This is a genomic window from Pseudomonas sp., from assembly GCF_032058845.1.
In the GTDB taxonomy this organism is placed as follows: Bacteria; Pseudomonadota; Gammaproteobacteria; order Pseudomonadales; family Pseudomonadaceae; genus Aquipseudomonas.
On record NZ_DAMCCR010000026.1, the window covers coordinates 1 to 26,081 of the forward strand.

General features: G+C 65.0%; 22 protein-coding genes and 2 pseudogenes. 10 read left to right on the plus strand and 14 right to left on the minus strand.

Annotated elements, in window-relative coordinates; translation table 11 throughout:
- A pseudogene (locus RT028_RS07435) lies at nucleotides 1-922 on the minus strand (cache domain-containing protein); the annotation flags it as partial.
- A gap of 559 nt (nucleotides 923-1,481) precedes the next feature.
- Here RT028_RS07435 and RT028_RS07440 point away from each other — a divergent pair.
- From RT028_RS07440 to RT028_RS07465, 6 genes are all read left to right on the plus strand, one after another.
- Complete coding sequence (locus RT028_RS07440) at nucleotides 1,482-2,693, plus strand: multidrug effflux MFS transporter (RefSeq protein WP_312934059.1); 1,212 nt, start codon at nucleotides 1,482-1,484, stop codon at nucleotides 2,691-2,693.
- A 54-nt stretch (nucleotides 2,694-2,747) separates the two neighbouring features.
- Nucleotides 2,748-2,984, plus strand: a complete 237-nt coding sequence (locus RT028_RS07445) for a hypothetical protein (protein ID WP_312934060.1) — start codon at nucleotides 2,748-2,750, stop codon at nucleotides 2,982-2,984.
- Between the two features lie 194 nt (nucleotides 2,985-3,178).
- A complete protein-coding gene (locus RT028_RS07450) occupies nucleotides 3,179-3,592 on the plus strand; it encodes a DUF3597 domain-containing protein (RefSeq protein ID WP_312934061.1) in 414 nt (137 codons plus the stop codon).
- Between the two features lie 258 nt (nucleotides 3,593-3,850).
- The gene (locus RT028_RS07455; protein WP_312934062.1) at nucleotides 3,851-4,453 is read left to right on the plus strand and encodes a hypothetical protein; all 603 of its coding nucleotides are present in this window, start codon (nucleotides 3,851-3,853) and stop codon (nucleotides 4,451-4,453) included.
- Nucleotides 4,454-4,755: 302 nt separating this feature from the next.
- On the plus strand, nucleotides 4,756-6,387 hold the full coding sequence (locus tag RT028_RS07460) for a methyl-accepting chemotaxis protein (protein ID WP_312934063.1): 1,632 nt from the start codon (nucleotides 4,756-4,758) through the stop codon (nucleotides 6,385-6,387).
- Between the two features lie 106 nt (nucleotides 6,388-6,493).
- Nucleotides 6,494-7,165 carry a hypothetical protein gene (locus tag RT028_RS07465; RefSeq protein ID WP_312934064.1) on the plus strand — a complete coding sequence of 224 codons (672 nt, stop codon included), beginning with the start codon at nucleotides 6,494-6,496 and terminating at the stop codon, nucleotides 7,163-7,165.
- Between the two features lie 321 nt (nucleotides 7,166-7,486).
- On the opposite strand, the pseudogene RT028_RS07470 reads toward RT028_RS07465, so the two are convergent.
- From RT028_RS07470 to RT028_RS07505, 8 genes and pseudogenes are all read right to left on the minus strand, one after another.
- Nucleotides 7,487-8,120, minus strand: a pseudogene (locus RT028_RS07470) (hypothetical protein).
- 122 nt (nucleotides 8,121-8,242) lie between these two features.
- Entirely contained in the window at nucleotides 8,243-9,667 is a 1,425-nt protein-coding gene (locus RT028_RS07475; protein ID WP_312934065.1) for a gamma-aminobutyraldehyde dehydrogenase, read from the minus strand.
- 21 nt (nucleotides 9,668-9,688) lie between these two features.
- Nucleotides 9,689-10,513, minus strand: coding sequence for an ABC transporter permease (locus RT028_RS07480; RefSeq protein ID WP_312934066.1), 825 nt, complete (start codon nucleotides 10,511-10,513; stop codon nucleotides 9,689-9,691).
- Complete coding sequence (locus tag RT028_RS07485) at nucleotides 10,503-11,432, minus strand: ABC transporter permease (protein WP_312934067.1); 930 nt, start codon at nucleotides 11,430-11,432, stop codon at nucleotides 10,503-10,505. The genes RT028_RS07480 and RT028_RS07485 overlap by 11 nt, the downstream gene beginning before the upstream one ends.
- Nucleotide 11,433: 1 nt before the next feature.
- A complete protein-coding gene (locus RT028_RS07490) occupies nucleotides 11,434-12,468 on the minus strand; it encodes an ABC transporter ATP-binding protein (RefSeq protein ID WP_312934068.1) in 1,035 nt (344 codons plus the stop codon).
- A 137-nt stretch (nucleotides 12,469-12,605) separates the two neighbouring features.
- Nucleotides 12,606-13,757, minus strand: coding sequence for a putative ABC transporter substrate-binding protein YdcS (gene ydcS, locus RT028_RS07495; protein WP_312934069.1), 1,152 nt, complete (start codon nucleotides 13,755-13,757; stop codon nucleotides 12,606-12,608).
- A 95-nt stretch (nucleotides 13,758-13,852) separates the two neighbouring features.
- The gene (locus RT028_RS07500) at nucleotides 13,853-15,310 is read right to left on the minus strand and encodes a gamma-aminobutyraldehyde dehydrogenase (RefSeq protein ID WP_312934070.1); all 1,458 of its coding nucleotides are present in this window, start codon (nucleotides 15,308-15,310) and stop codon (nucleotides 13,853-13,855) included.
- 130 nt (nucleotides 15,311-15,440) lie between these two features.
- On the minus strand, nucleotides 15,441-16,352 hold the full coding sequence (locus RT028_RS07505) for a LysR family transcriptional regulator (protein WP_312934071.1): 912 nt from the start codon (nucleotides 16,350-16,352) through the stop codon (nucleotides 15,441-15,443).
- A 211-nt stretch (nucleotides 16,353-16,563) separates the two neighbouring features.
- Here RT028_RS07505 and RT028_RS07510 point away from each other — a divergent pair, with 211 nt between their 5' ends.
- Nucleotides 16,564-17,214 carry a dTMP kinase gene (locus tag RT028_RS07510; protein ID WP_312934072.1) on the plus strand — a complete coding sequence of 217 codons (651 nt, stop codon included), beginning with the start codon at nucleotides 16,564-16,566 and terminating at the stop codon, nucleotides 17,212-17,214.
- 105 nt (nucleotides 17,215-17,319) lie between these two features.
- Here RT028_RS07510 and RT028_RS07515 read toward each other — a convergent pair whose 3' ends face one another.
- The 5 genes from RT028_RS07515 to RT028_RS07535 form a co-directional block, all read right to left on the minus strand.
- Nucleotides 17,320-18,609 (minus strand): DUF2254 domain-containing protein, encoded by a 1,290-nt coding sequence (locus RT028_RS07515; RefSeq protein WP_312934073.1) that lies wholly within the window; start codon nucleotides 18,607-18,609, stop codon nucleotides 17,320-17,322.
- Between the two features lie 434 nt (nucleotides 18,610-19,043).
- On the minus strand, nucleotides 19,044-19,166 hold the full coding sequence (locus RT028_RS07520) for a hypothetical protein (RefSeq protein ID WP_312934074.1): 123 nt from the start codon (nucleotides 19,164-19,166) through the stop codon (nucleotides 19,044-19,046).
- A gap of 9 nt (nucleotides 19,167-19,175) precedes the next feature.
- Nucleotides 19,176-20,393 carry a multidrug effflux MFS transporter gene (locus RT028_RS07525; RefSeq protein WP_312934075.1) on the minus strand — a complete coding sequence of 406 codons (1,218 nt, stop codon included), beginning with the start codon at nucleotides 20,391-20,393 and terminating at the stop codon, nucleotides 19,176-19,178.
- Between the two features lie 232 nt (nucleotides 20,394-20,625).
- Nucleotides 20,626-21,069 carry a heme-binding protein gene (locus tag RT028_RS07530; protein WP_312934076.1) on the minus strand — a complete coding sequence of 148 codons (444 nt, stop codon included), beginning with the start codon at nucleotides 21,067-21,069 and terminating at the stop codon, nucleotides 20,626-20,628.
- 10 nt (nucleotides 21,070-21,079) lie between these two features.
- Entirely contained in the window at nucleotides 21,080-22,567 is a 1,488-nt protein-coding gene (locus tag RT028_RS07535) for an aldehyde dehydrogenase family protein (RefSeq protein ID WP_312934077.1), read from the minus strand.
- A gap of 285 nt (nucleotides 22,568-22,852) precedes the next feature.
- Here RT028_RS07535 and RT028_RS07540 point away from each other — a divergent pair, with 285 nt between their 5' ends.
- From RT028_RS07540 to feaR, 3 genes are all read left to right on the plus strand, one after another.
- Nucleotides 22,853-24,349, plus strand: a complete 1,497-nt coding sequence (locus tag RT028_RS07540; RefSeq protein WP_312934078.1) for an APC family permease — start codon at nucleotides 22,853-22,855, stop codon at nucleotides 24,347-24,349.
- Nucleotides 24,330-24,914, plus strand: coding sequence for a DUF3156 family protein (locus RT028_RS07545; RefSeq protein ID WP_312934079.1), 585 nt, complete (start codon nucleotides 24,330-24,332; stop codon nucleotides 24,912-24,914). The genes RT028_RS07540 and RT028_RS07545 overlap by 20 nt, the downstream gene beginning before the upstream one ends.
- Nucleotides 24,915-25,050: 136 nt before the next feature.
- Nucleotides 25,051-25,992 (plus strand): transcriptional regulator FeaR, encoded by a 942-nt coding sequence (gene feaR, locus RT028_RS07550; protein ID WP_312934080.1) that lies wholly within the window; start codon nucleotides 25,051-25,053, stop codon nucleotides 25,990-25,992.
- Nucleotides 25,993-26,081 lie beyond the last annotated feature (89 nt).

A 26,081-nucleotide genomic window follows, 5' to 3' on the forward strand; every position in this document is an offset into this window, starting at 1 on the left:
GCGGCACCTGTACCTGCAAGCTCCACGGGCGCGCGCCGTCGATGGGCGTGAACGGTGTGGCGACCTGCGCCTGCGGCTGCACGTCGCTGCCCGGCACCTTGGCCACGGCCAGGCCCGTGGCCGAGGTCAGGCTGACCGTCGCCTGCCCGTCATACAATTGGCGTTGCAGCTCACCGGTCAGGGTCTGCAAGGTGCTCATGCGGATATCGACGCCGATCACGCCAATCACCTTGCCATTTTTCATCATGGGTACGGCAACGCTGCTCATCAGGGTGTTCTGACCCTCGACCTCGACGGCATAGGGTTCGATGACACAGGCCTTGCCGCTGCTGGCCGGGCACAGGTACCAGTTGTTTTCCGGTTCGGTGCCGGGCGGGGCGTTGTTGAGCAGGATGTTGTCTTCGGTCAGTGCCGTCTGTTGCGGCTGGCCGGCCTGGGCCTGGGACCAGTACAGGGCAAAACGTCCTGCACGGTTGCTGGCCAGAGGCGTCTGCTCGATGAAGGCGTCGTCCTGGCCGTCCAGCGCGTTGCGCTCGAACACCACGTACAGCCCCAGCACCTGCGGACGGCGGGCGAGGGCGGCGGCCGTGGTGGCGACCAGTTGCCGGCGCAGCGCCTCGGCCCCCAGCAGGCCGCTGTCATGCTGGGCCTGCAGTTGCAGGAGCTGTTCGGCAACGCCTTCGACATACAGGCGGCTGTCATCGAACAGCCGTTGCATGCGTCCGGCCTGGGCACGCGCGCTGTCGTCCAGGCGGGCGGTGGCGAGCTGACTGAACTGTTGCGTGCTCTGCTGTTTCAGCGCCTCGGAAATACGTTGGCTCTGCCACAACGTGGCGCACAGGATCGACACGACCACCGCCAGCAGGCACAGCCCGCTGAGCAAGGTGATGCGCCATTTCAGGCTCAGGGCGGGTATGGGCATGGGCGGCTCCTGGATCGACGCGGGCGCAAGCCTCGGCGGGGTGCGACGGGCTGCACATTATTGTTGTGTGGTCGGGCCAGCCTGCGTTGGCCGAGGGCCCGGTACCTGATCATGGGCGGCCTTGCACCGCAGCCGATATCCCGAATCGGCAGCACCTGCACGATCGGTGAGCCGAGACGGTGCGTCATCGGTTGCCGAATCGGGATACCGGCCTGGCCCGACAGCACCCTATCCTGCGCCTCGTGGCTGGGCAGCGCGGTACGGGGTCATCGCACTTGCCTGGCTGCTCCACACTCACCTGCCTCACGACGCCTGTCTTGGTCGGCCGGCCGCACCAATGGTGCGGCCGGGTTTTCTTCACCGATCGTGCAGCGCTGCGGGTGGGCTGGTGATCAGGCAAGGGCCTGCACACGCAGCCAGTCCGCCATCGTGGCCGCACATGCCTGAAGCGGAGCGGCGCTGGCGTACGGCGCGCGCTTGCACAGGGCAGGGTCCGCTGCGCCGGCCGACCACGACCACCGATCTGCCTGCTGCCCGCCAGGCGCCTCAGGACATCCCGATGAACACACCGCCTCCCTCCCGCACGATCTGGCTGTTGGCCGCCCTGGCCGCCAGCGTGCCCCTGGCCGTCGATACCTACCTGCCAAGCCTGCCGCAGATCGCTGCGGACCTGCAGGCCGATCCTGCCAGCGTGCAGCGCACCGTGGGCGTGTTTCTGCTCGGGCTGTGCAGCGGCATGCTGATCTACGGGCCGTTGTCCGATCGCTATGGCCGGCGCGGGTTGCTGTTGTCGAGCCTGTCGCTGTACATCGCCGCAAGCCTGGGCTGTGTCTGGGTCAGCGACGTGCAGCAGTTGCAGGTCCTGCGTTTCGTCCAGGCGCTCGGCGGCGCCGGTGCCATGGTGCTGGCGCGCACCACCGCGCGCGACCTGTTCCCGCTCAGCGAAGCGGCGCGGGTGCTGTCGCTGATGCACCTGATGGCCATGCTCGCCACGCTGGTGGCGCCGCTGCTGGGCACCTGGCTGGTACTGCTCGGGGGCTGGCGTGCGATCTTCGTGGCCTTGGCCGGGATCGGCCTGGTGTGCCTGCTGCTGACTGCGCTGCGCCTGCCGGAAAGCCTGCCGCGCGTGGCGCGCATCGCCTCGCTGGGCGAAGCCTTCGGCCATTACCTGAGCGTGGCCCGGCATCCGCTGGGGCTGTGCTACATCCTGGCCATGGGCCTGTCGGTGGGGGGAATGTTCTGCTTCATCACGGCATCGGCGTTCGTGTTCATCGAGCACTTCGGGCTTTCGCCGCGCGGCTACAGCCTGATCTTCGCCGTCAACCTGCTGGCCATCGTCATCGCCACACTGCTCAACGCCCGCTGGTTGCCCAGGCACGGGCCGCAGGTATTGCTGGGGTGGGGCAGCGCCGTGTGTGCAGGGGCCGGCGTGATCCTGCTGCTGTTGGGCTGGGGCAACTGGCCGGTGCCCGGTGTGCTGATCGTCACGGTGGCCGTCTTCATGGGGTGCAGTGGCATGATCGGGGCCAATTGCATCGCGCAACTGATGGCGCTGTTCGAGCGCAATGCCGGCGCGGCGGTGGGCCTGGCGGTGTCCTTGCAGTTTGCCTGCGGCGCCCTGGTCAGCGCGCTGGTGAGCCTGTTGCTGGACGGCTCGCCGCGCATGATGTGCTGGTTGATGGGCGCCTGCGGCATTGGCGGATGGCTGTGCTACCGCCTGATCGCCCGGCTGGAACAGGCGCGGCGCGCCGCAGCGATGCTGACGAACTAACGGCTGACTGGTGGGTCAGGTTATTCACTGCCCACGCACTCTGGAGTGACCCCGATGCCTGTCTATACCCTCAGCTATCACCTCAACGGCCACCCGCAAAGCCACCAACTGCAACTGCAGCAACCCGAGCTTGCCCAGCATGATGCGGCGATGCACTTGATCCTGCTGCACTTTGGCGACAGCGAAAACAGCCTGCTGCTGCCCGACGCCCAGGCCACGCCCGAGGTGATCGTGCAACAGGCCGAACTGCTCGGTTTGAGCCACATCAAGGTCGACTCGGCACCTGACTGAGCCACCCCTTGGCCGCCTTCAGGCAGATGCCGCCCCGCGCCGCATGGCCCAGGCCGTCCGCATCCTGACAGGCCGGGTCGAGCGCCTCAGGTCGAGCCGAGGCGAAACCGATCAAACTTTACCGACCTGCTGCAGGTCAGCCTTAAGTAGCCATTGCTCACCAAGGGCTGGCAGCTTGAAACAGGGAGAATGACATGAGCTTGTTCCGTTCCATTCTGGAAAAACTCGGCATGGGTTCGCACGCTGCACCTTCTGCAGACGCAGCGCCTGCACCCACGCCTTCATCCCCACCCACCAGCGCCGATGCTGCGCCGAATTCACCGCAGGGCAGCGCGCCTACGTCGATGAATCAGGTGGATGTCGCTCAGCACCTGGAAACATTGGCCAAGCAGCATTCCGAGCAGCTGAACTGGCGTAGCTCGATCGTCGACCTGCTCAAGGTGCTCGGTCTGGACAGCAGCCTTGCTTCACGTAAAGAGCTGGCCCATGACCTGGGTTATACCGGTTCTACCGATGATTCGGCCGCGATGAACACCTGGCTGCATAGCCAAGTCATGAAAAAAGTGGCCGAGAACGGCGGCAAGGTGCCGGCTGATCTGTTGCACTGATTGAATCGCTGTACGCACGGCGAAGCGTTCCGACACTGGAACCTCGCCGGGCGTGATCAACCTCGACCTCCAGCACTGCTCCCTCTCTTGCCCGCATGGGCACCCCGCATCAGCCTGGCTATCGCCGCCGTGTAGATTGGCGTGCTAGCAGAGCACTAATCCGTCATTGCGAAGTCACTGACACGTCAATCGCGTGTCGTACGCGACTGTGCCCGTTTACTGGAGGGGCAGGTTTTTCATTCGATCAAGGACGTCGACATGCGAATCATCAAGGAGACAACCCTCGCGCTGGCTTTGACACTGTCAGGCTGTGCGAGCTTCACCCAAGACCAGGTGGCTCCGGTCGACCTGTCAGCGCTGGCCGCTCACGTGCAGCAAAAGAATGTCTATGTGCGTTTCGAGTTCGGGGTTGGCCCCCTTGCATTGATCCCCAAGCGGGTCCCGCAGGGCAATGATCGATTCCAGGCGCAGATCAAGCGAACGCTGGAGGCCTCTGGGCTGTTCGGGCGGGTCAGCTTCGATCAGGCCGATTACAAACCGGGCGATTACTTCTTGGCGATTACCGCCACCATGCTCTCACCTGAAAGCAGCAGCGAGATATGGATGACCCTGCTCAGTGCGCTGACCTACACGCTTATTCCTGCCAAGACAACCGACCGCTACCGCATGGAGCTGGTTGTTGTGGACCCACGCGGGGAGAACCTGAGCTCGCGCAGTAACGAGGACGGCGTTGATACCTGGATGGGCATCTGGTTTCTGCCAATGGTCGGTAACACTGACAACAAGGCTGTCCAAGACACCTTCGACCGTCAACTTCAGGACCTGCTCAGGCAGTCAGTCTCTGTATTGCCGGCGAAGTAAGCGAGGGTCGACGGGGAGTTTCGGTTGCCGGCCCACCGGGGTAACAGGCGACATCTCACTGCCGACCACGGGCCTCTACGCCAGGCGCTGCAAAGACCTCAGCCGAGCGTAGCGAACTGGCTACTGTCACGCGCCCACATACCGTTCGACCCCACAGACCCTGAAACTCCCTTGTACACAGAACTTTTCCTGTACAAGTCGCGTCCGAGCACTGATGTCAATTGAACATCGAACCGCCATTACTCCTCGCCGTGTCTAGCGCCGGTGGAGGCGATCAGCCTGTGCTCCGGGAGCCGTACCCCATGTTTTCCAATCTCAGCCTCGCGAAGAAGCTCTATGCCAGCTTCGGCCTTATCCTGTTGATCATCGTGCTGTTGGTGTTGGGCGCCTTGCGCGGCTTCGATCAGGTCAGTTCGTCGGTCAAGCGCAATATTCACACCTATGAAGTGCTGAACCAGTCTGGCGGCGTGCTGCGCAGCCTGATCGACATCGAAACCGGGATGCGCGGGTATGCATTGACCGGGCGCGAAAGCTTCCTGGCGCCGATGCAGGCGGGTGAAAAGACCTTCAGCGATGACTTGCAGCGGATCAAGACCGCCACCAGCGACAACCCGCAGCAGCAGGCACGTCTGGCTCAGTTGCAGGAGCTCTACCAGCAGTGGCTGCGTGACGACATCCAGGCCAACGTGGCCCTGCGCGAGCAGGTCAATGGCGGTACGCAACCCTTCTCCGTGCTCAGCGAGCAGATCAGTGCGGGGCGCGACAAGGTCAAGATGGATGCCATGCGCGTGCTCATCGGCCAGATACGCGACAGCGAAACCTCATTGCTCGATGAGCGCAGCACCCTGATGAACGAGGCCAAGAGCAACGCCGTGATCATCCTGGTGGTCGGTGGCCTGGCTGCAGCCGTGCTGGCGATGCTGATCGCCTGGTCGCTGTCGAAGAACCTGGTGGGCCGCTTGCAGCAGGCCCTGGAGGTGGCGCAGCGGATTGCCGAAGGGCGTCTGGATAGCCGTATCGATACCCATGGCCGTGATGAAGTGGGCATCCTGTTGCAGGCCTTTGCCGCCATGCAGGCACGCTTGCGCAGCATGATCGGCGAGATCAAGCAGGGCGCCGAGCAACTGGTCAGCGCTTCGGAGAGCATCTCCAGTGCCTCGCTGCAGCTCTCGGCTTCGGCCCAGGAGCAGTCGCACTCGGCCTCATCCATGGCCGCCACCGTCGAAGAGCTGACCGTGAGCATCAATCACGTGGCCGACAACGCGGGTGACGCGCATGCGCTGTCCAGCGAATCGGGTCGCCAGTCCACCGAGGGTGGCAGCGTGATTCAGGAAACCCTTGAGCGCATGCGCCTGATCGCCGATACGGTGCAGGCCTCGGCCGGGCAGATCAGCGAGCTGGATCAGCATGCCGAACAGATCTCCAGCATTGTCGGGGTCATCAGGGGCATTGCCGAGCAGACCAACCTGCTGGCCCTGAACGCCGCCATCGAAGCGGCGCGCGCCGGCGAGCAAGGCCGCGGTTTTGCCGTGGTGGCGGATGAAGTGCGGCTGCTGGCCCAGCGCACCGCCAACTCGACCCAGGAGATCACCGACATGGTCAAGAAGATCCAGCTCGGCACCCGCGACGCCGTCACGCAGATGGACGTTGGCGTGGAGCAGGTCAAGGGCGGCGTCGAGCTGGCGCAACAGGCCGGTGAGGCCATCGTGCACATCCGCCAGTCGTCTGGCGACGTGGTACGGGTGGTCGACCAGATTTCCCTGGCCCTGCGCGAGCAGACCGCCGCCAGCCAGGACGTGGCGCGCAATGTGGAACGCATCGCACAGATGTCGCAGCAGAACAGCCAGGCGGTGGAACAGACCAGCCACACCGCGGGCGAGCTGCAGCAGCTGGCCCAAGGGCTGGAGCGGCAAGTGAACGTGTTCGTGGTGTAACGGGTATTGCCCGCGCCGCTTGAAGCGCCGCGGCCAGTACCCGGATCAGCAGCAAGTCAGTGCAAACGTCGATTACCGACGGCAAGTGGAAACGGAGAGTTCACGCATGAACAAGCTTTACGATGCCCTGCGCGGGCTGCTCGGCCAACAGCCGGAGGCCACGGCCGAGCCAGCCTCGACGCTCGCCGACCCCAACGCGATGCTCTTTTCCTTGCCGACCCTGGCCCACGACGCGCCCCCGATCGAGCCACTGACCGACGCGCCGCCGTGCCACGGGCTGGTGCTGCACGAGGATGACTGGCGCCAGCTCGAATTCCTGCCTCACGGGCAGTTGGCCGACGTGCAGCGGCTGCTGACCGAGTTCAAACCCTTCGAGGCCGCCCAGCGCGAGGCCTCGGGCTGGCAACAGACCTACCTGCGCGTCCTGGCAGCGAGCACCGTCATCGCTGGCCCCGGTGCCGAGGCTGAGCTGGCCGAGGCCCTGGGCGCCACCCTGCAACCGGCGCCGCTGATCTGCACCAGCCAGACCGTGCTGGGGTGCGTCACTGCGGGGTTCGGTGTGGCCTTGGGCGAGCAAGTGACGCTGTACGGCCACACCGATGCCGACGGCATCAGCGTGCTGGGCGTTTCGCTCGGCGAGCAGGCCGACCACCAGCGCCTGGTGCAAGCGTTCCACACGCTCAATACCCGCTACGGGCTGGTGCTGGTGGATTGGTGTCAGCAGCGGGTGGTGACCGGACAGAGTGAGGAGGGCGGGCTGGAACTGTGGCAGGCGTGAAGCCTGGTGACGGCCGGTACTGGCGCCGCCAGATGGTATGCGCAAGGGCTGGCCGGCTGCCGACCCTGGGTCATGCTGTTCAGTTGAGCCTAGCTATCACCGGCCAGGGCCGCCTTGCAGCCCATCGCGGCTGACCGGAGCGCCGCACCGGCCGCTGTAACGGGGTCACGCATACCGCCAGGGTTGCAGTGCTGCTCAGCGAAGCCTGGCTGTCACGGATCAGGGCTGCCTTGCAGCTCATTGCGGGTAACCGGAGCGCCGGACCGGCCGCTGCAACGGGTTGACGCATATCCCGTGGCAGCGGCGGGTGCCGGGCCGCGATCAGCGGCGGATCATCCAGGCATCACCCGCCGCGGCAGTGCCGTGGTCATAGGGTCTGGCAATCCACATGTAGAGCAGGCCCATGCCGATGACGACCGCGGTACTCAGGACCATGGCGTAGTTGATATACCAGGGTGCATCCGGCGTGCGCGGCCAGGCCATGTTGACGATGGCACTTACCCCATAGACCAAAGCACCCAGGTTCACCGGTAAGCCCCAGGCGCCCAGGGTAAACCTGCCGCTGGGTTTCCAGCCGCGGGCGCGGGCATAGAGCGCGGCGAGCACGATCATCTGGAACGCCAGGTAAATGCCGATGGCCGCGAAGCTGACGATGGTCGCCACGGCGTCCTGCAGGAAGAACCCCAACGCAATGATCAACACCGAAGATCAAGCACACCAGCAGCTGGCCGCAGCCGACCAGCAGGTAGGCCCAGAACATCGGCGGGCCGCCGGCGGCCAGGCACAGCCCGAACAGGGTATAGACGCCCACCACGGGTGACAGGTAAGTGAAGCCCAGGGCAAAGTTCTCCCAGAGGCTCATGCTGCGATTGAAGCTTGAGGTATAGCCCAGTTGGCGCAACTGCTCGGCATCGCTGTCGGCAAGCACTGGACGGCCATCGGGTGAGGTGCTCATGGGGTATCAACTCCGGACAATCGGCAGATTTCGGATGCCCGACGCCCGCGCCGCGCCCTGATGGCCCGGCGGGTGTCGGTGTTGTTGTGGGTGTGTTTCGACTAACGCTGCGCGCCACGCGCCTAGTGCTTGAACATCACATGGCGCACGGTGGTGTAGTCCTCCAGCCCGTACATGGACATGTCCTTGCCATAGCCCGACAGCCGCTGTCCGCCATGGGGCATTTCGCTCACCAGCATGAAGTGCGTGTTCACCCAGGTGCAGCCGTACTGCAGGCGCGCGGCGAGGCGGCTGGCGCGCCCCACATCGGCCGTCCACACCGAGGACGCCAGGCCGTATTCCGACTCGTTGGCCCAGGCCAGCACCTGCGCTTCGTCGCTGAAGCGGGTCACTGAGACCACCGGCCCGAACACCTCGCGCCGCACGATCTCGTCATCCTGTTGCGCATCGGCCAGTACGGTCGGCTCGAAGAAGAAGCCATCGCCTGGCACCGCCTTGCCGCCGGTGACCAGGCGGATGTGTGGCTGGGCCACGGCGCGCTCGACGAACCCGGCCACGGCATCGCGATGGTGGGCCGTGATCAGCGGCCCGAGTTCGGTGGTCGGGTCGTCCTGGAGACCGTGCTTGATGCTGGCGACGGCGGCACCGAGCTTCTCGACGAACGCCTCGTAGATGTCAGCCTGGGCGTAGATGCGGCAGGCGGCGGTGCAGTCTTGGCCGGCGTTGTAGAAACCGAAGGTACGGATGCCCTCGACGGCGGCGTCGATGTCCGCGTCATCGAAGATGATCACCGGCGCCTTGCCGCCCAGCTCCATGTGCATGCGCTTCACGCTGTCGGCCGTGCTGGCGATGATGTTGGCGCCGGTGGCAATCGAGCCGGTGAGCGAGACCATGCGCACCTTCGGATGGTTGACCAGTGGGCTGCCCACGGTTTTCCCGCGGCCGAACACCAGGTTGAGCACGCCAGCCGGGAAAATCGCCGCCGCCAGCTCGGCCAGGCGCAATGCGGTCAGCGGGGTCTGTTCCGACGGCTTGAGCACCACGGTGTTACCGGCGGCCAGGGCCGGGGCGATTTTCCAGGCGACCATCATCAGTGGGTAGTTCCACGGCGCAATGGACGCCACCACGCCTACCGGATCGCGGCGGATCATCGAGGTGTGGCCCGGCAGGTATTCACCCGCCGCCGAGCCGCTCATGCAGCGGTTGGCGCCGGCAAAGAAGCGGAACACATCGGCGATCGCCGGAATCTCGTCGTTCAATGCGGCACTGTAGGGCTTGCCGCAGTTGTCCGACTCCAGCCGGGCCAGGGCCTGGCCGTGCGCCTCGATGGCATCTGCCAGTTTCAGCAGCAGCAGCGAACGCTCCTTCGGCGCCGTTTGCGACCAGTCCGTGAATGCCGCATCGGCGGCGCGCACGGCGGCGTCGACCTGGGCTTCGCTGGCTTCGTTGATGGCCACCAGTACCTGGCCTGACGCAGGGTTGAAAACGTCCAGGGCCGGGCCCTGGCCATCGACCAGCTGGCCATTGATCAGCAGTTTGGTTTGCATGTCCGTGTCCTCATCGCGCAGTTATTTACCGCCACTACCGGCCACGCTTTCACCGCCGCGTGTCAGGTAGTAGGCACCAAGAATCGGCAACATCGTGACCAGCATCACCAGCATGGCGACCACGTTGGTCACCGGCACATCGCGTGGTCGGCTGAGCTGATTGAGCAGCCACAGCGGCAAGGTGCGCTCGTGGCCAGCGGTGAAGGTGGTGACGATGATTTCGTCGAACGACAGCGCAAAGGCGAGCATGCCGCCGGCCAGTAGCGCAGAGCCCAGGTTGGGCAGGATGATGTAGCGAAAGGTCTGCCAGCCGTCGGCGCCCAGGTCCATCGACGCCTCGATCAGGGTGTGGGAGGTACGCCGCAAACGGGCAATGACGTTGTTGTAGACGATCACCACGCAGAACGTGGCATGCCCGACCACGATGGTGAGCAGCCCGGGCTCGATGCCCAGTGACTTGAACGTCGCCAGCAGCGCGATACCGGTGATGATCCCTGGCAGCGCGATGGGCAGAATGAGAATCAACGACACGCCTTGCTTGCCGAAGAACGCCCGGCGGTACAGCGCCGCCGACGCGAGGGTACCCAGCAGCATCGCGATTAGCGTGGCGATGGCGGCTATTTTCAGCGACAGGGCAATGGCGTCCAGCACATCCGGCCGGGCGAAGGCCACGCTGAACCACTTCAGGGTAAAGCCCTGGGGCGGAAAGCTGAACGCAGCGGTCTCGGTGTTGAAGGCGTACAGGAAGATGATCAGGATCGGGAAGTGCAGAAACACCAACCCGCCCCAGGCGGCGAGCTTGAGCGCCAGTGGCGCTCGAGCATGAGATGAAGGGTCAGAGCGCATCGAAGGCCCCCAGGCGTTTGACGATGGACAGGTACACCGCGATCAGCACGATGGGCACCAGGGTGAACGCCGCCGCCATGGGCATATTGCCGATGGCCCCTTGCTGGGCGTACACCATGCTGCCAATGAAGTACCCCGGCGGGCCGACCAGTTGCGGCACGATGAAATCGCCCAGGGTCAACGAAAAGGTGAAGATCGAGCCGGCGGCAATCCCCGGCACCGACAGCGGCAGCACCACCTGCAGGAAGGTCTGGCGCGGTGTGGCGCCCAGGTCGGCCGAGGCGTGCAGCAACGACGGCGGCAGGCGCTCCAGCGAAGCCTGGATGGGCAGGATCATGAAGGGCAGCCAGATGTAGACGAACACCAGGAACCGACCCAGGTGCGACGTGCTCAGGGTGCTACCGCCCACACCCGGCAGGCCCAGCAGCCATTGCAGGGCGGGCTCCAGCCCCAGGTGCTGGATGAACCACTGCGCCACGCCGCCCTTGGCCAGCAGCAGGGTCCAGGCGTACGCCTTGACGATGTAGCTCGCCCACATCGGCGTCATCACGGCAATGTAGAAAAAGGCCTTGGTCTTGCCCGTGGTGTAGCGCGCCATGTAATAGGCAATCGGGAAGGCCAGGATGGCGCTGGCGGCCGACACCACGATGGCCATGCTCAAGGTGCGCAGGATGATGTCGAGGTTCGAGGCTTGCATCAGCGCGGCAAGGTTGGCCAGGGTCAGGTCTGGCGTGACCGCCATGGTGAAGTCATCGAAGGTGTAGAACCCTTGCCAGAGCAGGGTCAGGAGCGAGCCGAGATAGACCACGCCGAACCACATCAGCGGCGGGATCAGCAACATCGCCAGGTACAGGTTGGGCTTGCGGTAGAGCAGGTTCGACAGCCTGCGCAGCGGTGGCTGGTCTGGGGTGCGTGGCATGTCACACCTCGCCCGCAGGGTGGGCCAGTGGGGTCATGGCTTCCCTGGCCCAGCACAGGGTCACGGGCTGCCCGATCTGATGGGCGCTGCCGACATCCAGCCATTGGCTGTTGGCCTGGCTGAGGTTCAGGGTCTGGCCGTTGTCCAGTTTCACTTCGAAACGCGTGGCGCTGCCCTGGTACTGGATGTCCTGCAGCAGGCCGCTCACCTGCACCTCACCACTGCCCAGCAGGCCCTGGGCAAAGCGCACATGTTCCGGGCGAATCGAGAACGACTGCGCAGTGCCGCCGAGGCGCTGCGCCAGCTCGCCGCGAATCACGTTGGAGGTGCCGACGAACTCGGCCACGAACTCGGTGGCCGGCTTCATGTACAGGTTGCGCGGGGTGTCGACCTGTTCGATGCGACCCTTGTTGAACACGGCCACACGGTCAGACATCGACAGCGCCTCGGTCTGGTCGTGGGTCACGAAGATGAACGTGATGCCCAGTTGGTGTTGCAGCTTTTTCAGCTCGCTCTGCATCTGCTCGCGCAGCTTCAGGTCCAGGGCGCCCAACGGCTCATCGAGCAGCAGCACGCGGGGGCGGTTGACCAGCGCGCGGGCCAGGGCCACGCGTTGGCGCTGACCGCCGGAGAGCTGCACCGGCTTACGTTCGCCAAAGCCGCTCAGGGCGACCATGGCCAGGGCTTCTTCGGCGCGGTTCATGCGTTCGGCCTTGGCCACGCCCTTGACCTTGAGCCCGTAGGCCACGTTGTCGCGCACGTTCATGTGGGGGAACAGGGCGTAGTCCTGAAACACGGTATTCACGTCGCGCTGGTACGGCGGCAAGCCTGCGGCTTCCTCGCCGTGAATGCGGATCGAACCCGCGCTCGGCTGCTCGAAGCCGGCGATCAGGCGCAGGCAGGTGGTCTTGCCCGAGCCGGAAGGGCCGAGCATGGAAAAGAATTCGCCGTCCTGAATGTCGATGGAAACCCGGTCCACCGCTTTCACCTCGCCGAACTGACGGGAAACGTGGGTGAATTGGACTGCAAGCGTCATGGTGCGGTGCTCCAGAAAAGGCACAGGGCGTCGCAGCGGCCCGGCGTGGGCGGCTGAACAATCAAGTCAATTGCGGATGAGGGCACGGTGGGCGTCGGGTAAGCCTCTCCACCGTGCTCCAGCGGTCGGGCAGGGGGTTACCTGCCGCCCATGATCGCGATGTAATCTTGGGTCCAGCGGCTGTAGGGCACGAATTTGCCGCCCTCGGCCTGCGGGGTTTTCCAGAACGAGATCTTCTCGAACAGATCGAAGCCGTTGGCCTTGCAGCCCTCGGCGCCCAGCAGGTCGCTTGCCGTACACGCCGCAGGCACCGCTGGCAGCGAGCCGAACCAGGCGGCGACGTCGCCCTGGACCTTGGGCTGCAACGACCAGTCCATCCACTTGTAGGCGCAGTTGGGGTGCTTGGCATCGCTTTGCAGCATCGTGGTGTCGGCCCAGCCGGTGGCGCCTTCCTTGGAAATGGTCGAGGCGATCGGCTGTTTCTCATTGATCAGGCCATTGACCTGATACGGCCAGGCACTCGAGGCCACCACGCCTTCGTTCTTGAAGTCGCTCATCTGCACGGTGGTGTCATGCCAGTAGCGGTGGATCAGTGGCTGCTGGGCGCGCAACAGGTCCAGCACCGCCTTGTACTGGGTTTCGGTCAGCTCATAGGGGTTCTGGATGTCCAGTTCCGGCTGCGCGGTCTTGAGGTACAGCGCGGCGTCGGCGATGTAGATCGGGCCGTCGTAGGCCTGCACGCGGCCTTTGTTCGGTTTGCCATCGGGCAGGTTCTGCGGCTTGAACAGCACATCCCAGCTGGTGGGGGCGGCCTTGAACACGCTGGTGTTGTACATCAGCACGTTCGGGCCCCATTGGTAGGGCGTGCCGTAGGTCTGCTCAGCCACCACGTACCACGGCGCATTCTTGAGGCGCGGGTCGAGGTTTTTCCAGTTGGGAATCAGCGCGGTATTGATCGGTTGCACACGCTTGCCGACGATCAGGCGCAGCGAGGCGTCGCCAGAGGCGGTGACCAGGTCATAGCCACCCTTGGCCATCAGGCTGACCATTTCATCGGACGTACCGGCGGTTTTCACATTGACCTTGCAGCCGGTTTCCTTCTCGAACCCGCTGACCCAGTCATAGGCCTTGTCACTTTCACCGCGTTCGATGTAACCGGGCCAGGCAACGATATCCAGCTGGCCTTCACCGGCGCCGAGTGCCTGCAGCGGTTCGGCGGCCTGCAGGCTGGCGCTGGCCAGCAACGCCGTGGTCAGGGCACTGAGCAAAGCGATCTTGTGGGCGGACATGGCGGTTCCCTCTTCTTTAATTATGGTCGGGGCAGTGTGTGCAATCGGTGAAGCCTGCGTCTGAGTGCTGTTTTTGTCGCTGTCATGCCGGTGCTTCAAAGGTGCTGACCGTGACGCGCCATGATGTGCCGCACCACGCTGTAGTCCTGCAGCGAGTCACTGGACAGGTCCTTGCCATACCCCGAGCGTTTCAAACCGCCATGGGGCATTTCGCTGACCAGCACGAAATGGCTGTTGATCCAGGTACAGCCGTATTGCAGCCGCGCCGCCACCTGCATGGCTTTGTCCAGGTTCTGGGTCCAGATCGACGAGGCCAGGCCATATTCGGTGTCGTTGGCCCAGTCCACGGCCTGCTCGAGCTCGTTGAAGCGGGTCACGGTGACGACCGGGCCGAACACTTCGCGCTGGACGATTTCATCGCTCTGCCGGCAGCCCGCCAGCACGGTCGGCTGGTAATAGAAGCCTGGCCCGGAATGCACGGCGGCGCCCGTGATGCGTTCGATATGGGGCTGGCCGAGGGCACGTTCGACAAAGCTGGCTACCCGGTCGCGCTGGCGTGTGCTGATCAACGGGCCGAGTTCATTGTCGGCATCGCGCTTGCCGGCGAAGCGCAAGCTGCTGACCGCTGCGCCGAGGTCGGCAACCAGTTTGTCGTGGATGCCCGCCTGAGCGTAGATGCGGCACGCGGCAGTGCAGTCTTGCCCGGCGTTGTAGTAACCGTAGGCGCGCACGCCCTCGACCACCGCTTGCAGGTCCGCGTCATTGCAGACGATGACCGGTGCTTTGCCGCCCAGCTCCAGGTGCGTGCGCTTGAGGGTCCTGGCCGCTGCCTGGAGGATCTTCTGCCCGGTGACGATATCCCCGGTCAGTGACACCATGCGCACCTTCGGGTGGCTGACCAGGTGGCCGCCTACACCCTCACCGCCGCCACAGACAATGTTGATCACGCCCCGTGGCACGATCTCCCTGAGCATCGGTGCCAGGGCCAGGATCGACAGCGGGGTATGTTCCGAGGGCTTGAACACCAGGGTATTGCCCGCCGCCAGCGCCGGTGCAATCTTCCATGCCGCCATCATCAGCGGGTAGTTCCAGGGTGCGATGGAGGCCACCACCCCGAGCGGGTCGCGCCGCACCATGCTGGTGTAGCCGGGCAGGTATTCACCGCTCAGCTGCCCCGTCTGGCAGCGCACGGCACCGGCAAAGAAACGGAACACGTCGACACTGGCGCTGAGGTCATCCTGCAGCGCCAGATGCAAGGGTTTCCCGCAGTTCAGCGATTCCAGGCGGGCCAGGGGCTCAGCGTGCTTCTCGATGGCGTTGGCGATGTCCAGCAGAACCCGCGAGCGTTGCTGCGGGGTGGTCCGCGACCAGTCGGCAAAGGCGCGGTGAGCGGCGAGCAGGGCAGCTTCGACTTGCTCGGTGCTGGCCTCGGCAATCTGGGTCAGCACCTCACCGGTGGCAGGATTGAGAATCGGCTCGGCAAACCCCTGGCCCTCGACCAGTTCACCGTCTATCAGCAACGCAGCGCGCAGCGAGGTGGGCACACCGGACATTCTTCGCGATCTCTTTTCTTGTGTGGTCATGGCGTTCTCTGGAAGAGGCCTGACCGTCTCTGATGGATAGGCAGAGACTAGAACTCAGGCGTGCAGGCGACAAATACCAAATACTGAATGCGGCATTCGATTAAATAGATGGCTTGCGTGAGTGCGGCTGTTCGCGTGCCACCGTCAGGAACGGGTCGACCAGCGCAGGTCGCGCGGTGCCCCGGCGCCACGCCAGGCCGACATCGAGGGTCTGGGTGAGGTCGGCCAGCGGCCGGGCTTCGATGATGTCGCCTTCCAGCGACCACGGGCGGTAGGTCATGTCGGGCTGGATCGACACGCCCAGGCCCGCCGCCACCAGGCTGCGCACGGCTTCGGTCGAGGCGGTGCGCAAGGTGATTCGCGGTTGCAGACCGACGCTGGTCCACAGGCGCTGGGCGTTGTGGCCCATTTCATCGACGTTGAGCTGGATCAGCGGCTCACGGGCGACATCCGCCAGGCTGATGCTGTCGTGTTCCAGCAGCGGGTGCTGCGCCGGCAGCCACAACCGGTGGGGCGAGTGAGTCAGCACTTCGGTCTGCAGGGCATGACGGTCTTCCAGGTTGGACAGGATCAACACGCCCACGTCGATCTCGCCGCTGACCAGCAAGTGTTCGATGTAGGGGCGCTCGTCTTCCATCACGCGGATCTCGACGTTGGGATAAGCGCGTTGAAAGCGGGTGAGCAGGTCTGCCAGGTAATAGCCCGCTACCAGGCTGGTCACGCCAATGATCAACTGGCCTGCGACCGTGTCGGTGCTTTGCTGCAAGCTGCGTTTGGCGTTGTCGACGGTGGCGAGAATCAGGTGCGCCTGGCGCAGGAACTGATGGCCCTGATGGGTCAGGGTCATCCCCTTGGCGTGGCGGTTGAACAGGTTGACGCCGATTTCCTGTTCCAGTTGCTGGATCGCCAGGGTCAGGGTCGACTGGGAAATGAAGGCGGTCTGGGCGGCTGCGGAGATCGAGCCGGTTTCTGCCACTGCAATGAAGTGCCGGATTTGCCGCAAGGTCATCATGCTGGAGTGCTCAGTCTGCGCAGTGCTCAAGCATAGGCCGCAATCCCCCTGTTTTTGGAAGGCGCGGTAGAATTTGCCCACACGGGGTACCTGGCACCTCGGCTGAACACTGGCGTGGCAGCCTCGGATCCGCCTCAGACCTGCTGCAAACCGAGCGGCTACAGCTACCTTTGCGCCCACGCGTGGGCCTACCCACTGCCTTGTGAGACCCATGACCCACACGCTGTTCATCGCCCTCGACGGCCCCAAGGGAGTCGGCAAAACCACTTTGCTCGAGGCTGTCGCCCACGCGCTGCGGCGCAACGGCCACACCGTGGTGCGCTTGAGCGAGCGCAACAATGACCCCGACCGGGCGCAGACCATGGCGCTGGTCAATGCGTACGCCAGGCATCCCCAGGTGGAGCTGGAACGGCGCATCTGCGCGCGCCTGGCCGACAGCCGCGCGTGGATCACCATGCAGGTGTTGCCCAGGCAGCCTGCCGGCAGCCTGATCCTGATGGACCGCTGGTACGCCTCGGACGCCGCGTTTCGCCGTGGCGTGCCGTTCGAGGAGGTGCTGCGCCTGAACCGTGAGCGCGAGGTGCGCATGCCCGACCTGCAGGTCGGCGTGGTGACCGCGCCGGAGGTGTCCTGGGCGCGGGCGGCGGCCCGACGCAGTGGCCTGCGCAGCACGGTGCTGCAGACGTTCGACGACCATGTGGCGTGCACCGAGGCCTTCGAGCGGGCGATGATCGATCAGGGTTGGGTGGTCTGCCGCAACGACGGCACGTTGGCCGATGCCACGACCCAGGTGGTCGCAGCGATCGAGCAGGTGGTGCATTGCCGCCGGCGCCCAGCCGATGGCCGATGTGGTGTTTCTTGAGCAACGCTCATGGTTCTCGGTCGAGCGTCGTGGCTGCACGGCCAACGCTTGCAAACGTGGCCACATGGCGTGGATGCCCAAGCCACGGGCTAAGCCCGCTTGCGCCTAGGGCGTCATCAGAGGACGCGCCAGCGTATGCAGGCGCGCTTTTTCTTCCTCCAGGGTCAGCGCCTTGTCAGCCCGCTTGAGCAACAACGCCGCATGCCACCGGCACTGTTCGGCAAACAGCCCGGGGTCGATCTCGGCCAGGCTGATCAGTGCCTTGAGCATACGAATGTCGATCTCCAGCAACCCCGCGCCATCGCGGGCGATCAGGGTGAAGAAGTCATCGAACAGGTCGTGCACCTCGATGCAGCGAATGTGCACGCGCAGGCAGTCGGGATCGAGGTCATCGGTTTCAGGCAGCTCGGTCGACCATGTAGTGAAGCAGCGTACGCCGCGGCCAATCACATCGATCACCGTTCCGGAATCGTTGGTGGCCGGGGACAGCGCGCGCGAGGCGATCTCGGCCAGCACCGACAGGCCGAAGCGCGGGTCCTGATCGAAGGTGCGGCGCACGCCCAGGGTTATTGCGTCGAGCACCTGGCTTTCCAGGCGCGTGTCCAGCTCATCCTCCACCGCCTGGGCGCCGTCGGCGCGAACCAGTCGGGCGATGGGCGCGCCGAGGTGCACGAAGCTGCCCGGTAGCACCTCGAGGTAGATCTCGAGGGCATGCTGCCTGGCCAGCGCCGCCAGCGCGCTGACGTCGATGTGCTGGATATAGCCGGTGCCGGTGCTGACCACGGTGCTGGCTTCAAGCGGCGGCGTGTAACCCGACGGGTAGGGCGCGCCGCCCAGAAACGGCCAGCGGGCGCGGCGCTCGAGGGCGGTGAGGGTGGCGCTCTCGACCCGATCGATGGTCTCGCCAACCCGGCCGAGCTTGGACAGGTGGTCGATCCAGCGCAGCAGGGTGTAGACGATCAGCAGGATCATCAGCAGCGTGACCGCAAACAGCACCACACGGCCTTGCGCGCCGTACGCACCGGTACTCAGCGCAATGATGCCGACCAGGCTGAAGAGGAACGAGCCGATGAAGGTAGCCAGCGCGTTCTGCGTGGTCGAGTCTTCCATGACCAGGCTGGTGGCGCGCGGGGTCACGCCACTGCTGGCGGCGCTGTAGGCCGAGACCATGGTGCTCAGCGAGAACGTGGTGACCGCGAGCATGCTGGACGCGATGATGCCGAGAATCTTGTCGACCGAGTCGGCACCGATCTTGGCTGGCAGCGACGGCGGCACGAAGTCTCGGAAGACGATGGCGAGCAGGGCGGTGATCACCCCGATCAGCGAAAACAGCGTGGCGCGAAACCACAGCCGTTTGGTCATTTGGCCCAAGGCCCAGCGCCAGCGAGCGATCATCGGAATTACCTGCAGTGAACGGAGGGGGACGCTCGGCACATTCGCCCGAGCAGTGCCCGATTGAGTGGCATTGCGGTCGGAAAGTTTAATCGGCCAAGCGGCCGGGGACCGTGGAGGCTGCAGCGGAGTCGCGGTGTGCTTAGGGGTTGCCTGATTCGGGGCGTTGCAGACGCCGTCACGGCCTTCGCCATCGCGCCCAGCCAAGCAGTTGCGTCACGCCTGAGCTCTGTCGCGCGCATTGAGCTCAACGGAACCTGCTGATTTGCCGGGCGCTGCGCAGGCGACTTCAGTCTTGAGAGGCTGCCATGGCGTCTCACAGGGTAGGCGCTTGAACCAGTGCGGCTTGGCCGCCCATCGCGTTTGACGCCGCGCCTACTCAGGTCGATGCATCAGCAGTCGCGCAGCAGGCGCGTCAGCGCTGTCGACCCGCTGGCTCATGAGCGCTTGGAGGGGGAGCGCGGTGGGCGTTTGCTGCGCACCCACGCGCCCAGGTGACAGACCACGCCGAACGCAATGATCGCCGCACAGATGAGGTAGCCGGTGAGGGGCTTGTCCATGTGCGGGCCTCAGTGCGCCGCCAGGGAAAAATGCCCCGGCAGATCACGCAGGCTCAGCGCAGTCAGCAGGCAGACCACCAGTGCGCTCACGGCCAGCATCGCGGTCCAGGCCACCGGGCCGTACTGCAACGCCAGGGCTGCCAGCGGCGAGGCGCTGGAAGACACCGACAACTGGATAGCGCCGAGCAGGGCGGCGGTCGAGCCCAGGGACTTTGCCTGCGACGACATCACCAGCGACATCAGCGTCGACTCGGCAATCCCCAGCCCGAACAGGGCAAACGCCATGCCCCCGGCCACGCCGGGCAAGCCCAGGCCTGCACTGGCGCTGGCCAGAGTGATGAGGCCACCGACTGCCATGCACAGCACGCCAAGCCGGCTCAGTGTGCTCAGCCCCAGGCGGCTGACCAGGCGGCTGGCCAGCAAGGCGCCGACCATGACCGAGACCCCGGTGGCGCCAAACAGCAGGCCGAACGCCTGCGCGCTCAGGCCGTAGTGCTGCTGGTACACCAGCGTTGCACCGCCGATGTAGGCGAACAGAAAGAAGAACACTGCCGCCACGGCCAGCGTCGGGCGCAGGAAGCGCGGGTCGGCGAGGATCGTCCGGTAGGTGCGCAGGGCGCGACCCAGGCGCAGCGGTTCACGCTGCTCGGCGGGCAAGGTTTCCGGCAGGTTGACCAAGCTGTTGAGCAGCACCAGCAGGCCCATGCCGCCCAGCGCCAGCATCACCGCGCGCCAGCCGAAGTGCGCGTCGATCACCCCGCCCAGTGCCGGTGCCAGGATCGGCGCGACCCCTTCGATGGTCATCAACAAGGCAAACAGCTTGGTTGCAGCCACGCCCTGGCTGACGTCGCGCACCATGCTCATGATAACCACCAGGGTCAGCGCGCTGCCCAGGCCCTGGAAGAAGCGCAGGACGATCAGGGCGTCAAGGCTGGGTGCCATGGCCGCGCCGAACGAACACAGGATGAACAGCAGCAGGCCGGCCATCAACGGCTTGCGTCGACCGTAGGCATCGACGATGGGGCCGAAGATCAATTGCCCGGCGCCCATGGCCAGGAGGAAGAAGGTCAAGGTCAGTTGCACGCGGGTGAAGCTGGCCTGGTAGTGGTTGGCGATGTGCGGAAGGCTCGACAGGTACATGTCGACCGCTGAAGGGCCAAGCGCGCCGATCAGGCCAAGGCCCAGGGCGAGCTTGAAGGGCACGGAAGAAGGTGTGTTGTCTTGCATGGTCGTCTCTGTACGATGGATTACCTACCGGTCGGTAGGTTGGTGAATCGTATGCGGGTTGCTCGAGAAGGTCAAACGCTGCAGTGCGCTCAATCAACGGGGTGCAGTCCGGAACAAAGGGGATGGCAGGCTCAGGCAAGCTGACCGGGTAGCCCGCTGCGGCGGTGCTGTTGGCTGCCTAGTCAGGTTGGTTTGCCCAGGGGACGTTGCTCAGGGCCCTGGCCGGGCCGGTTCAGCCCTGGCTCAGCAACGCTGCGACCTGTGCGGCGGCAGCCTTGGCACACAACGTGTCGATGGCCTCGCTGGCCCCCGACACGCCCACGGCGCCGATCACCTGCCCGGCATGCTGCAGCGGCTCGCCGCCGCCAAACAGGGCCATGTCCGGTTGCAGCGGCAAGCCGGTGCGCACCGCGTCGGAGCACTGCGCCAGGCGTTCGCTCCAGTCGCCGGTGGGCATGCCGAAGCCGGCCGCGGTCAAGGCTTTGCGCAGCGCGATGGCCTGTGCAGGCCGCGGTGCGCCGTCCATGTGCGCAGTGTGCAGTGGCAGGCCGCTGGCATCGACGACCACCAGGCTGACCTTGACCTGTTGCTGCGCGGCGGCGTCCAGTGCCGCCTGCAGTGCGCGCATGGCCAAGGGCAGGCTGAGCGTGAGCTGCTCGCGCAGCCAGTGGCTCATGGGGCGATCCTCAGTAGCGAATCATCACGGATTTGAGCTCGGTGAAGTCATCGATGAACGCCGAGCCGAACTCGCGGCCGATGCCTGAGGCCTTGATCCCGCCAAATGGCACGGCGGGGTCCAGCAAGGTGTGCATGTTGACCCACAGCGTGCCTGCCTGGATCTCGGGAATCATGCGCAAGGCCTTGCCCAGGTCGTTGGTCCACAGGCTGGCGCTCAGGCCATAGGGCGAGGCGTTCATCAGGTGCAGCAGCTCGTCTTCGCTGTCATAGGGCAGGAAGGTGGCGACCGGGCCGAAGGTTTCCTGATTGAGCAGGGTGTCATCGACCGAGTTGGCCAGGATGACCGTGGGTTCGACGAAACAGCCCGGGCCGTCGCCCAGGTGGCCGCCGTGAATGATCTGGCTGCCTTCAGCCCGCGCGGTGGCGAACAGTTCACCCAGTTTCTGCTGGTGCACCTTGTTGGCGACCGGGCCGAACTGCGTGGTCTCGTCCATGGGCGAGCCGAATTTCAGCTGCCCCAGGCGCTGTGACAGGGCCTCGAGCAAGGGGTCGATACGCGAGCGGTGCACGTAGAAACGCTCGCCGGCAGCGCAGATCTGCCCCGAGTGCAGGAAACCCGCTTCGATGATGCCGGCAACCGCTTTGTCGACAGCGACATCCGGGAGGAACGCCACGGCATTCTTGCCGCCCAGTTCCAGCGTTGCGCGTGTCAGCTTGGCGCCCATGGCCGCCTGGCCAACGGCAATGCCGGTGGGCACGGAGCCGGTGAACGATACCTTGTCGGTGCCGGGGTGCTCGATCAGTGCCTTGCCCACCGCGCCAGCGCCGGTCAGCACGTTCAGTGCGCCGGCCGGCAAGCCTGCCTCAGCGGCCAGTTCGGCGATGCGCAGCAGGGTCAGCGGGGTGAATTCGCTAGGTTTGATGATGATGCTGCAGCCGGTGGTCAGCGCCGAGGCCAGCTTCCAGATGGCGATCATGGTGGCGAAGTTCCACGGCACGATGCCCACCACCACGCCGATCGGCTCGCGCAGGGTGTAGGCGGTGTAACGTTCGCCAGCGAACGAGGGCAGCGACGGGGTGATGGTCTGCCCGGTGATCTTGGTGGCCCAGCCGGCGTAATAGCGCAGGAAATGCGCCGCCTGACCGACCTCGAAGGCCCGCGATATCCCGATCAACTTGCCTGACTGCAGGGTTTCCAGCTGGGCCAGCTCCTCGCCATGGGCCTCGATCAGGTCGGCCAGCTTGAACAGCACCGCGGCGCGCCCGGCCGGGCTGGTCCGCGACCATGTCACGAATCCTTGGCGAGCCGAAGCCACGGCTTGGTCGACATCGGCCTGATTGGCGTCGGCGATGTGCGCGAGGGTTTCGCCATTGGCCGGGTTGGCCACGGCGATCTTGGCGCTGCTCTGGCTGGCCACCGCCTGGCCATGAATGAACAGGCCATGCTCGCGGTTCAGGAAGGCGCTGACGGACGGAAGAAGGGCAATCTCGCTCATGGCAACTCCAAGGCTGGTAAGCACCGGCCACTGGCCGATAAAGCCTTGGAGCATAAGACGCCAGGCAGCGCCGATCTTGTGCGCGCGTGACAGCTGCATGATTCTCCCTGCCAATCCGTACCGATCGCGGACGTTGCGCTGGCAGGCAGCAACAAGGCCGGCGGCAGCCATGGGCAAGACGCCAGCAAGGCGTCAGCGCAGAGTCGCAGTGCAGGCAGGCGACTCGCCGTGCGTGAACGATCACTTGCCGCGTTCAATGCCATAACAACAAGCCAGGGCATAACGATGTCACTCAATCTGAAACTCACTCAGCACCTCAACCAGGGTCGCGTCGGCTTCCCGACCGCGCTGGCCAGTACCGTGGGCCTGATCATGGCCAGCCCGGTGATCCTCACGGCGACCATGGGCTTTGGCATCGGCGGGGGAGCGTTCGCCATCGCCATGGTCCTGGCTGCGCTGATGATGCTGGCGCAGTCGACCACCTTTGCCGAAGCCGCGTCGATCCTGCCGACCACGGGCTCGGTGTACGACTACATCAACTGTGGCATGGGCCGTTTTTTCGCCATTACCGGCACGCTATCGGCGTACCTGATCGTCCACGTGTTCGCCGGCACCGCTGAAACGATCCTGTCCGGGGTCATGGCACTGGTGAACTTCGAACACCTCAACACCTTGGCTGAATCTGCCGGCGGCTCGTGGTTGCTGGGGGTGTGCTTCGTGCTCGGCTTTGCCGTGCTCAACGCGTTTGGCGTCAGCGCCTTCAGCCGCGCCGAGGTGATACTGACCTTCGGCATGTGGACCACGCTGATGATCTTCGGCGTGCTGGGGCTGATCGCCGCGCCTGCGGTAGAGCTGGAAGGGCCGTTCGGCGTGTCGTTGGTGGGCACCGACCTGATGACCATCCTCTCGCTGATCGGCATGGCCATGTTCATGTTCGTTGGCTGCGAGTTCGTCACGCCGCTGGCCCCTGAGCTGCGCCGTTGCCACTGGGTGCTGCCGCGGGCCATGGCGCTGGGGCTGTTTGGCGTAGCCAGTTGCATGTTCATCTATGGCGCGGCCATGAAACGCCAGGTCGAGAACGTGTTGATCGATGCCGCCAGCGGCGTCCACCTGCTTGACACACCGATGGCCATCCCGCGCTTCGCTGAACAGGTGATGGGCGACATTGGCCCGATCTGGCTGGGCATCGGCTTTCTGTTCGCGGGCGCTGCGACCATCAACACGCTGATGGCCGGGGTGCCGCGCATCCTCTACGGCATGGCCGTGGACGGCGCGCTGCCCAAGGTGTTCGCCTACCTGCACCCGCGCTTCAAGACGCCGCTGGTGTGCATCGTCGTCGTGGCGCTGATCCCATGCCTGCACGCCTGGTACCTGGGCGGCAACCCGGACAACATCCTGCACCTGGTGCTGGCCGCAGTGTGCGCCTGGAGCACGGCCTACCTGCTGGTCACGCTCTCGGTGGTCATTCTGCGTATCCGCCGGCCCGACCTGCCGCGCGCCTACCGCTCGCCGTGGTTCCCGCTGCCGCAGATCGTCTCCAGTGCCGGCATCATCATCGGTATGGCATTCATTACCCCGCCCGGCATGAACCCGGCCGATATCTACGTGCCGTTCGCGATCATGCTGGGGGGTACGGCCAGCTACGCGCTGTTCTGGACGCTGTGCGTGCAGAAGGTCAATCCGTTCAAGCCGGCACGGGTCGAGGAGGTACTCGAGAAAGAATTCGCCAACGAGCCGGGTCACAGCCTGGAGCATACGCAGCATGCTCAACGTCTTGCGTGAACGCTGGCTGGCGCCGCGTGCGCCGGCAGGCTACCGGCCGGGGGTGACTCTCGGCCACCTGCTGCGCAACCTTGGGCCATTGCAGGTCCAGGCGCTGGGGGCGTCTGCTGCCGCCCTGCACGATCCGGTAGGCGGTTGGCACGCCGAGCTGCGCGAATGCGTGCAGGCGCACCTGTTGATGCACCTGGTGAGCTGTGAATGGCAGATGAGCGTACCGGCGCTGCAAGCCTGCGACCTGCGCCTGGAACTGCGCCATACCGGTGCAGTACGCCGCACTGGTGTCACCGTGGTGTACCGAGGTGGCGACAAGGCGCGCTTCGTCCAGGTGCGTGATCAACTGCTGGGCAACGCGGCCCTGCTGGCCACGTTGATGCCACTGGACTTCAAGCGCCTGACCCTGGCCTGCCTGGACGGTCAGTGGCGGCTGGTGCTGGAGCACACGGGGGGGAGCGAGGTGGTCAACCGCATGCCCGCGTTCCGGCGCTACATCCAGGTCAGCCCGCCGCAACGTGCGCATCTGCTTGCGTGCCTGGGCTGCTTCAACGAGGCGCTGCGCACGCTCTGACCATGCGCTGAGTGCGCCTTGACGCCAGCGCTGGCACATCCTTTGCCTGTGTCTTCGATACGCTGTGACCGTTGTACGGCCATTGTTAACATGTTATCAATGTCGCAAAACAACAATCCAGATGTCGAGGGCGGCCATGCATACCCATCTCTCCAATCATCAGGCGCTGCAACGCTGGACCTTGGCCATGCAGCAGTCGTGTGGCCGCTTCGAGACAGCGCTCGCCGCCAGCCCCGCACTGTTCATCGGCGAAGTGTCTGCCGGTTCGCGCGCGGGTCTGCCGCTGGCCAACCTGCGTACCAATGCCGGGCGCATCTGCCGCCTGGGCCAGAACCCGGCGCTGGATGACGACCAGCACTGCTTTCTGGTCAGCCAGCGCGCAGGGCATTCGACCGTGATGCAAGGGGGTGAGCACGTGACCCTGGCCCCAGGCGACCTGCTGCTGATGGACTCGGTGGGCGAGTGCGAAATCACCCCCAAAGGCCTGATCGAACATGTGTCTCTGGCGCTGCCGCGTGAGCAGGTGCGCAGCCAGGTGCAGGGCCACGGCCCTTTGTTTGGCAAGATTTCCGCGTCCAACGCCTGTGGGCGCATGCTCCACGTGCTGATGGATCAGCTGTGCAGAGAAGCTCAGGATCCCCAGGACGACGCCCAGGGCGAGGCGTTGCGTAGCGCCTTCATCGCCTTGCTCGATCCCGGGCTCGAGCGCAGTAGTGCGGGCGGGTGCAACGCCAGCGTGCTGAGCGGCACCCAACTGCGCGGGTATGTGCAGCAGGTGATCGACGAATCGCTGCCTCAGCCTGGATTGACCCCAGCCAACCTGGCAAGCCGGCTGAAGATCTCGGTGCGCCACCTGTACCGGCTGTTCGAGGAGGAGGGAGACAGCGTGTGCCGATACATCCAGCGCGCACGCCTCACGCGCAGCGCCGAAGACCTGGCCAATCCGTTTCACCGCAGCGAGTCGATCACCTCGATTGCCTACAAGTGGGGGTTCACCGATTCGGCGCACTTCAGCCGCTCGTTCAAAAAGCAGTTCGAACGGTCGCCCAAGGACTATCGGGCGCAGGCGTTGGGCTGAAAGGCGTTCAGCGAGGCATCCGCGTCAGCGTTGACCGGTCATCGCGAGCACACCGGATCAGCCCATGGCACACTTGCGGCCCTGTGCTG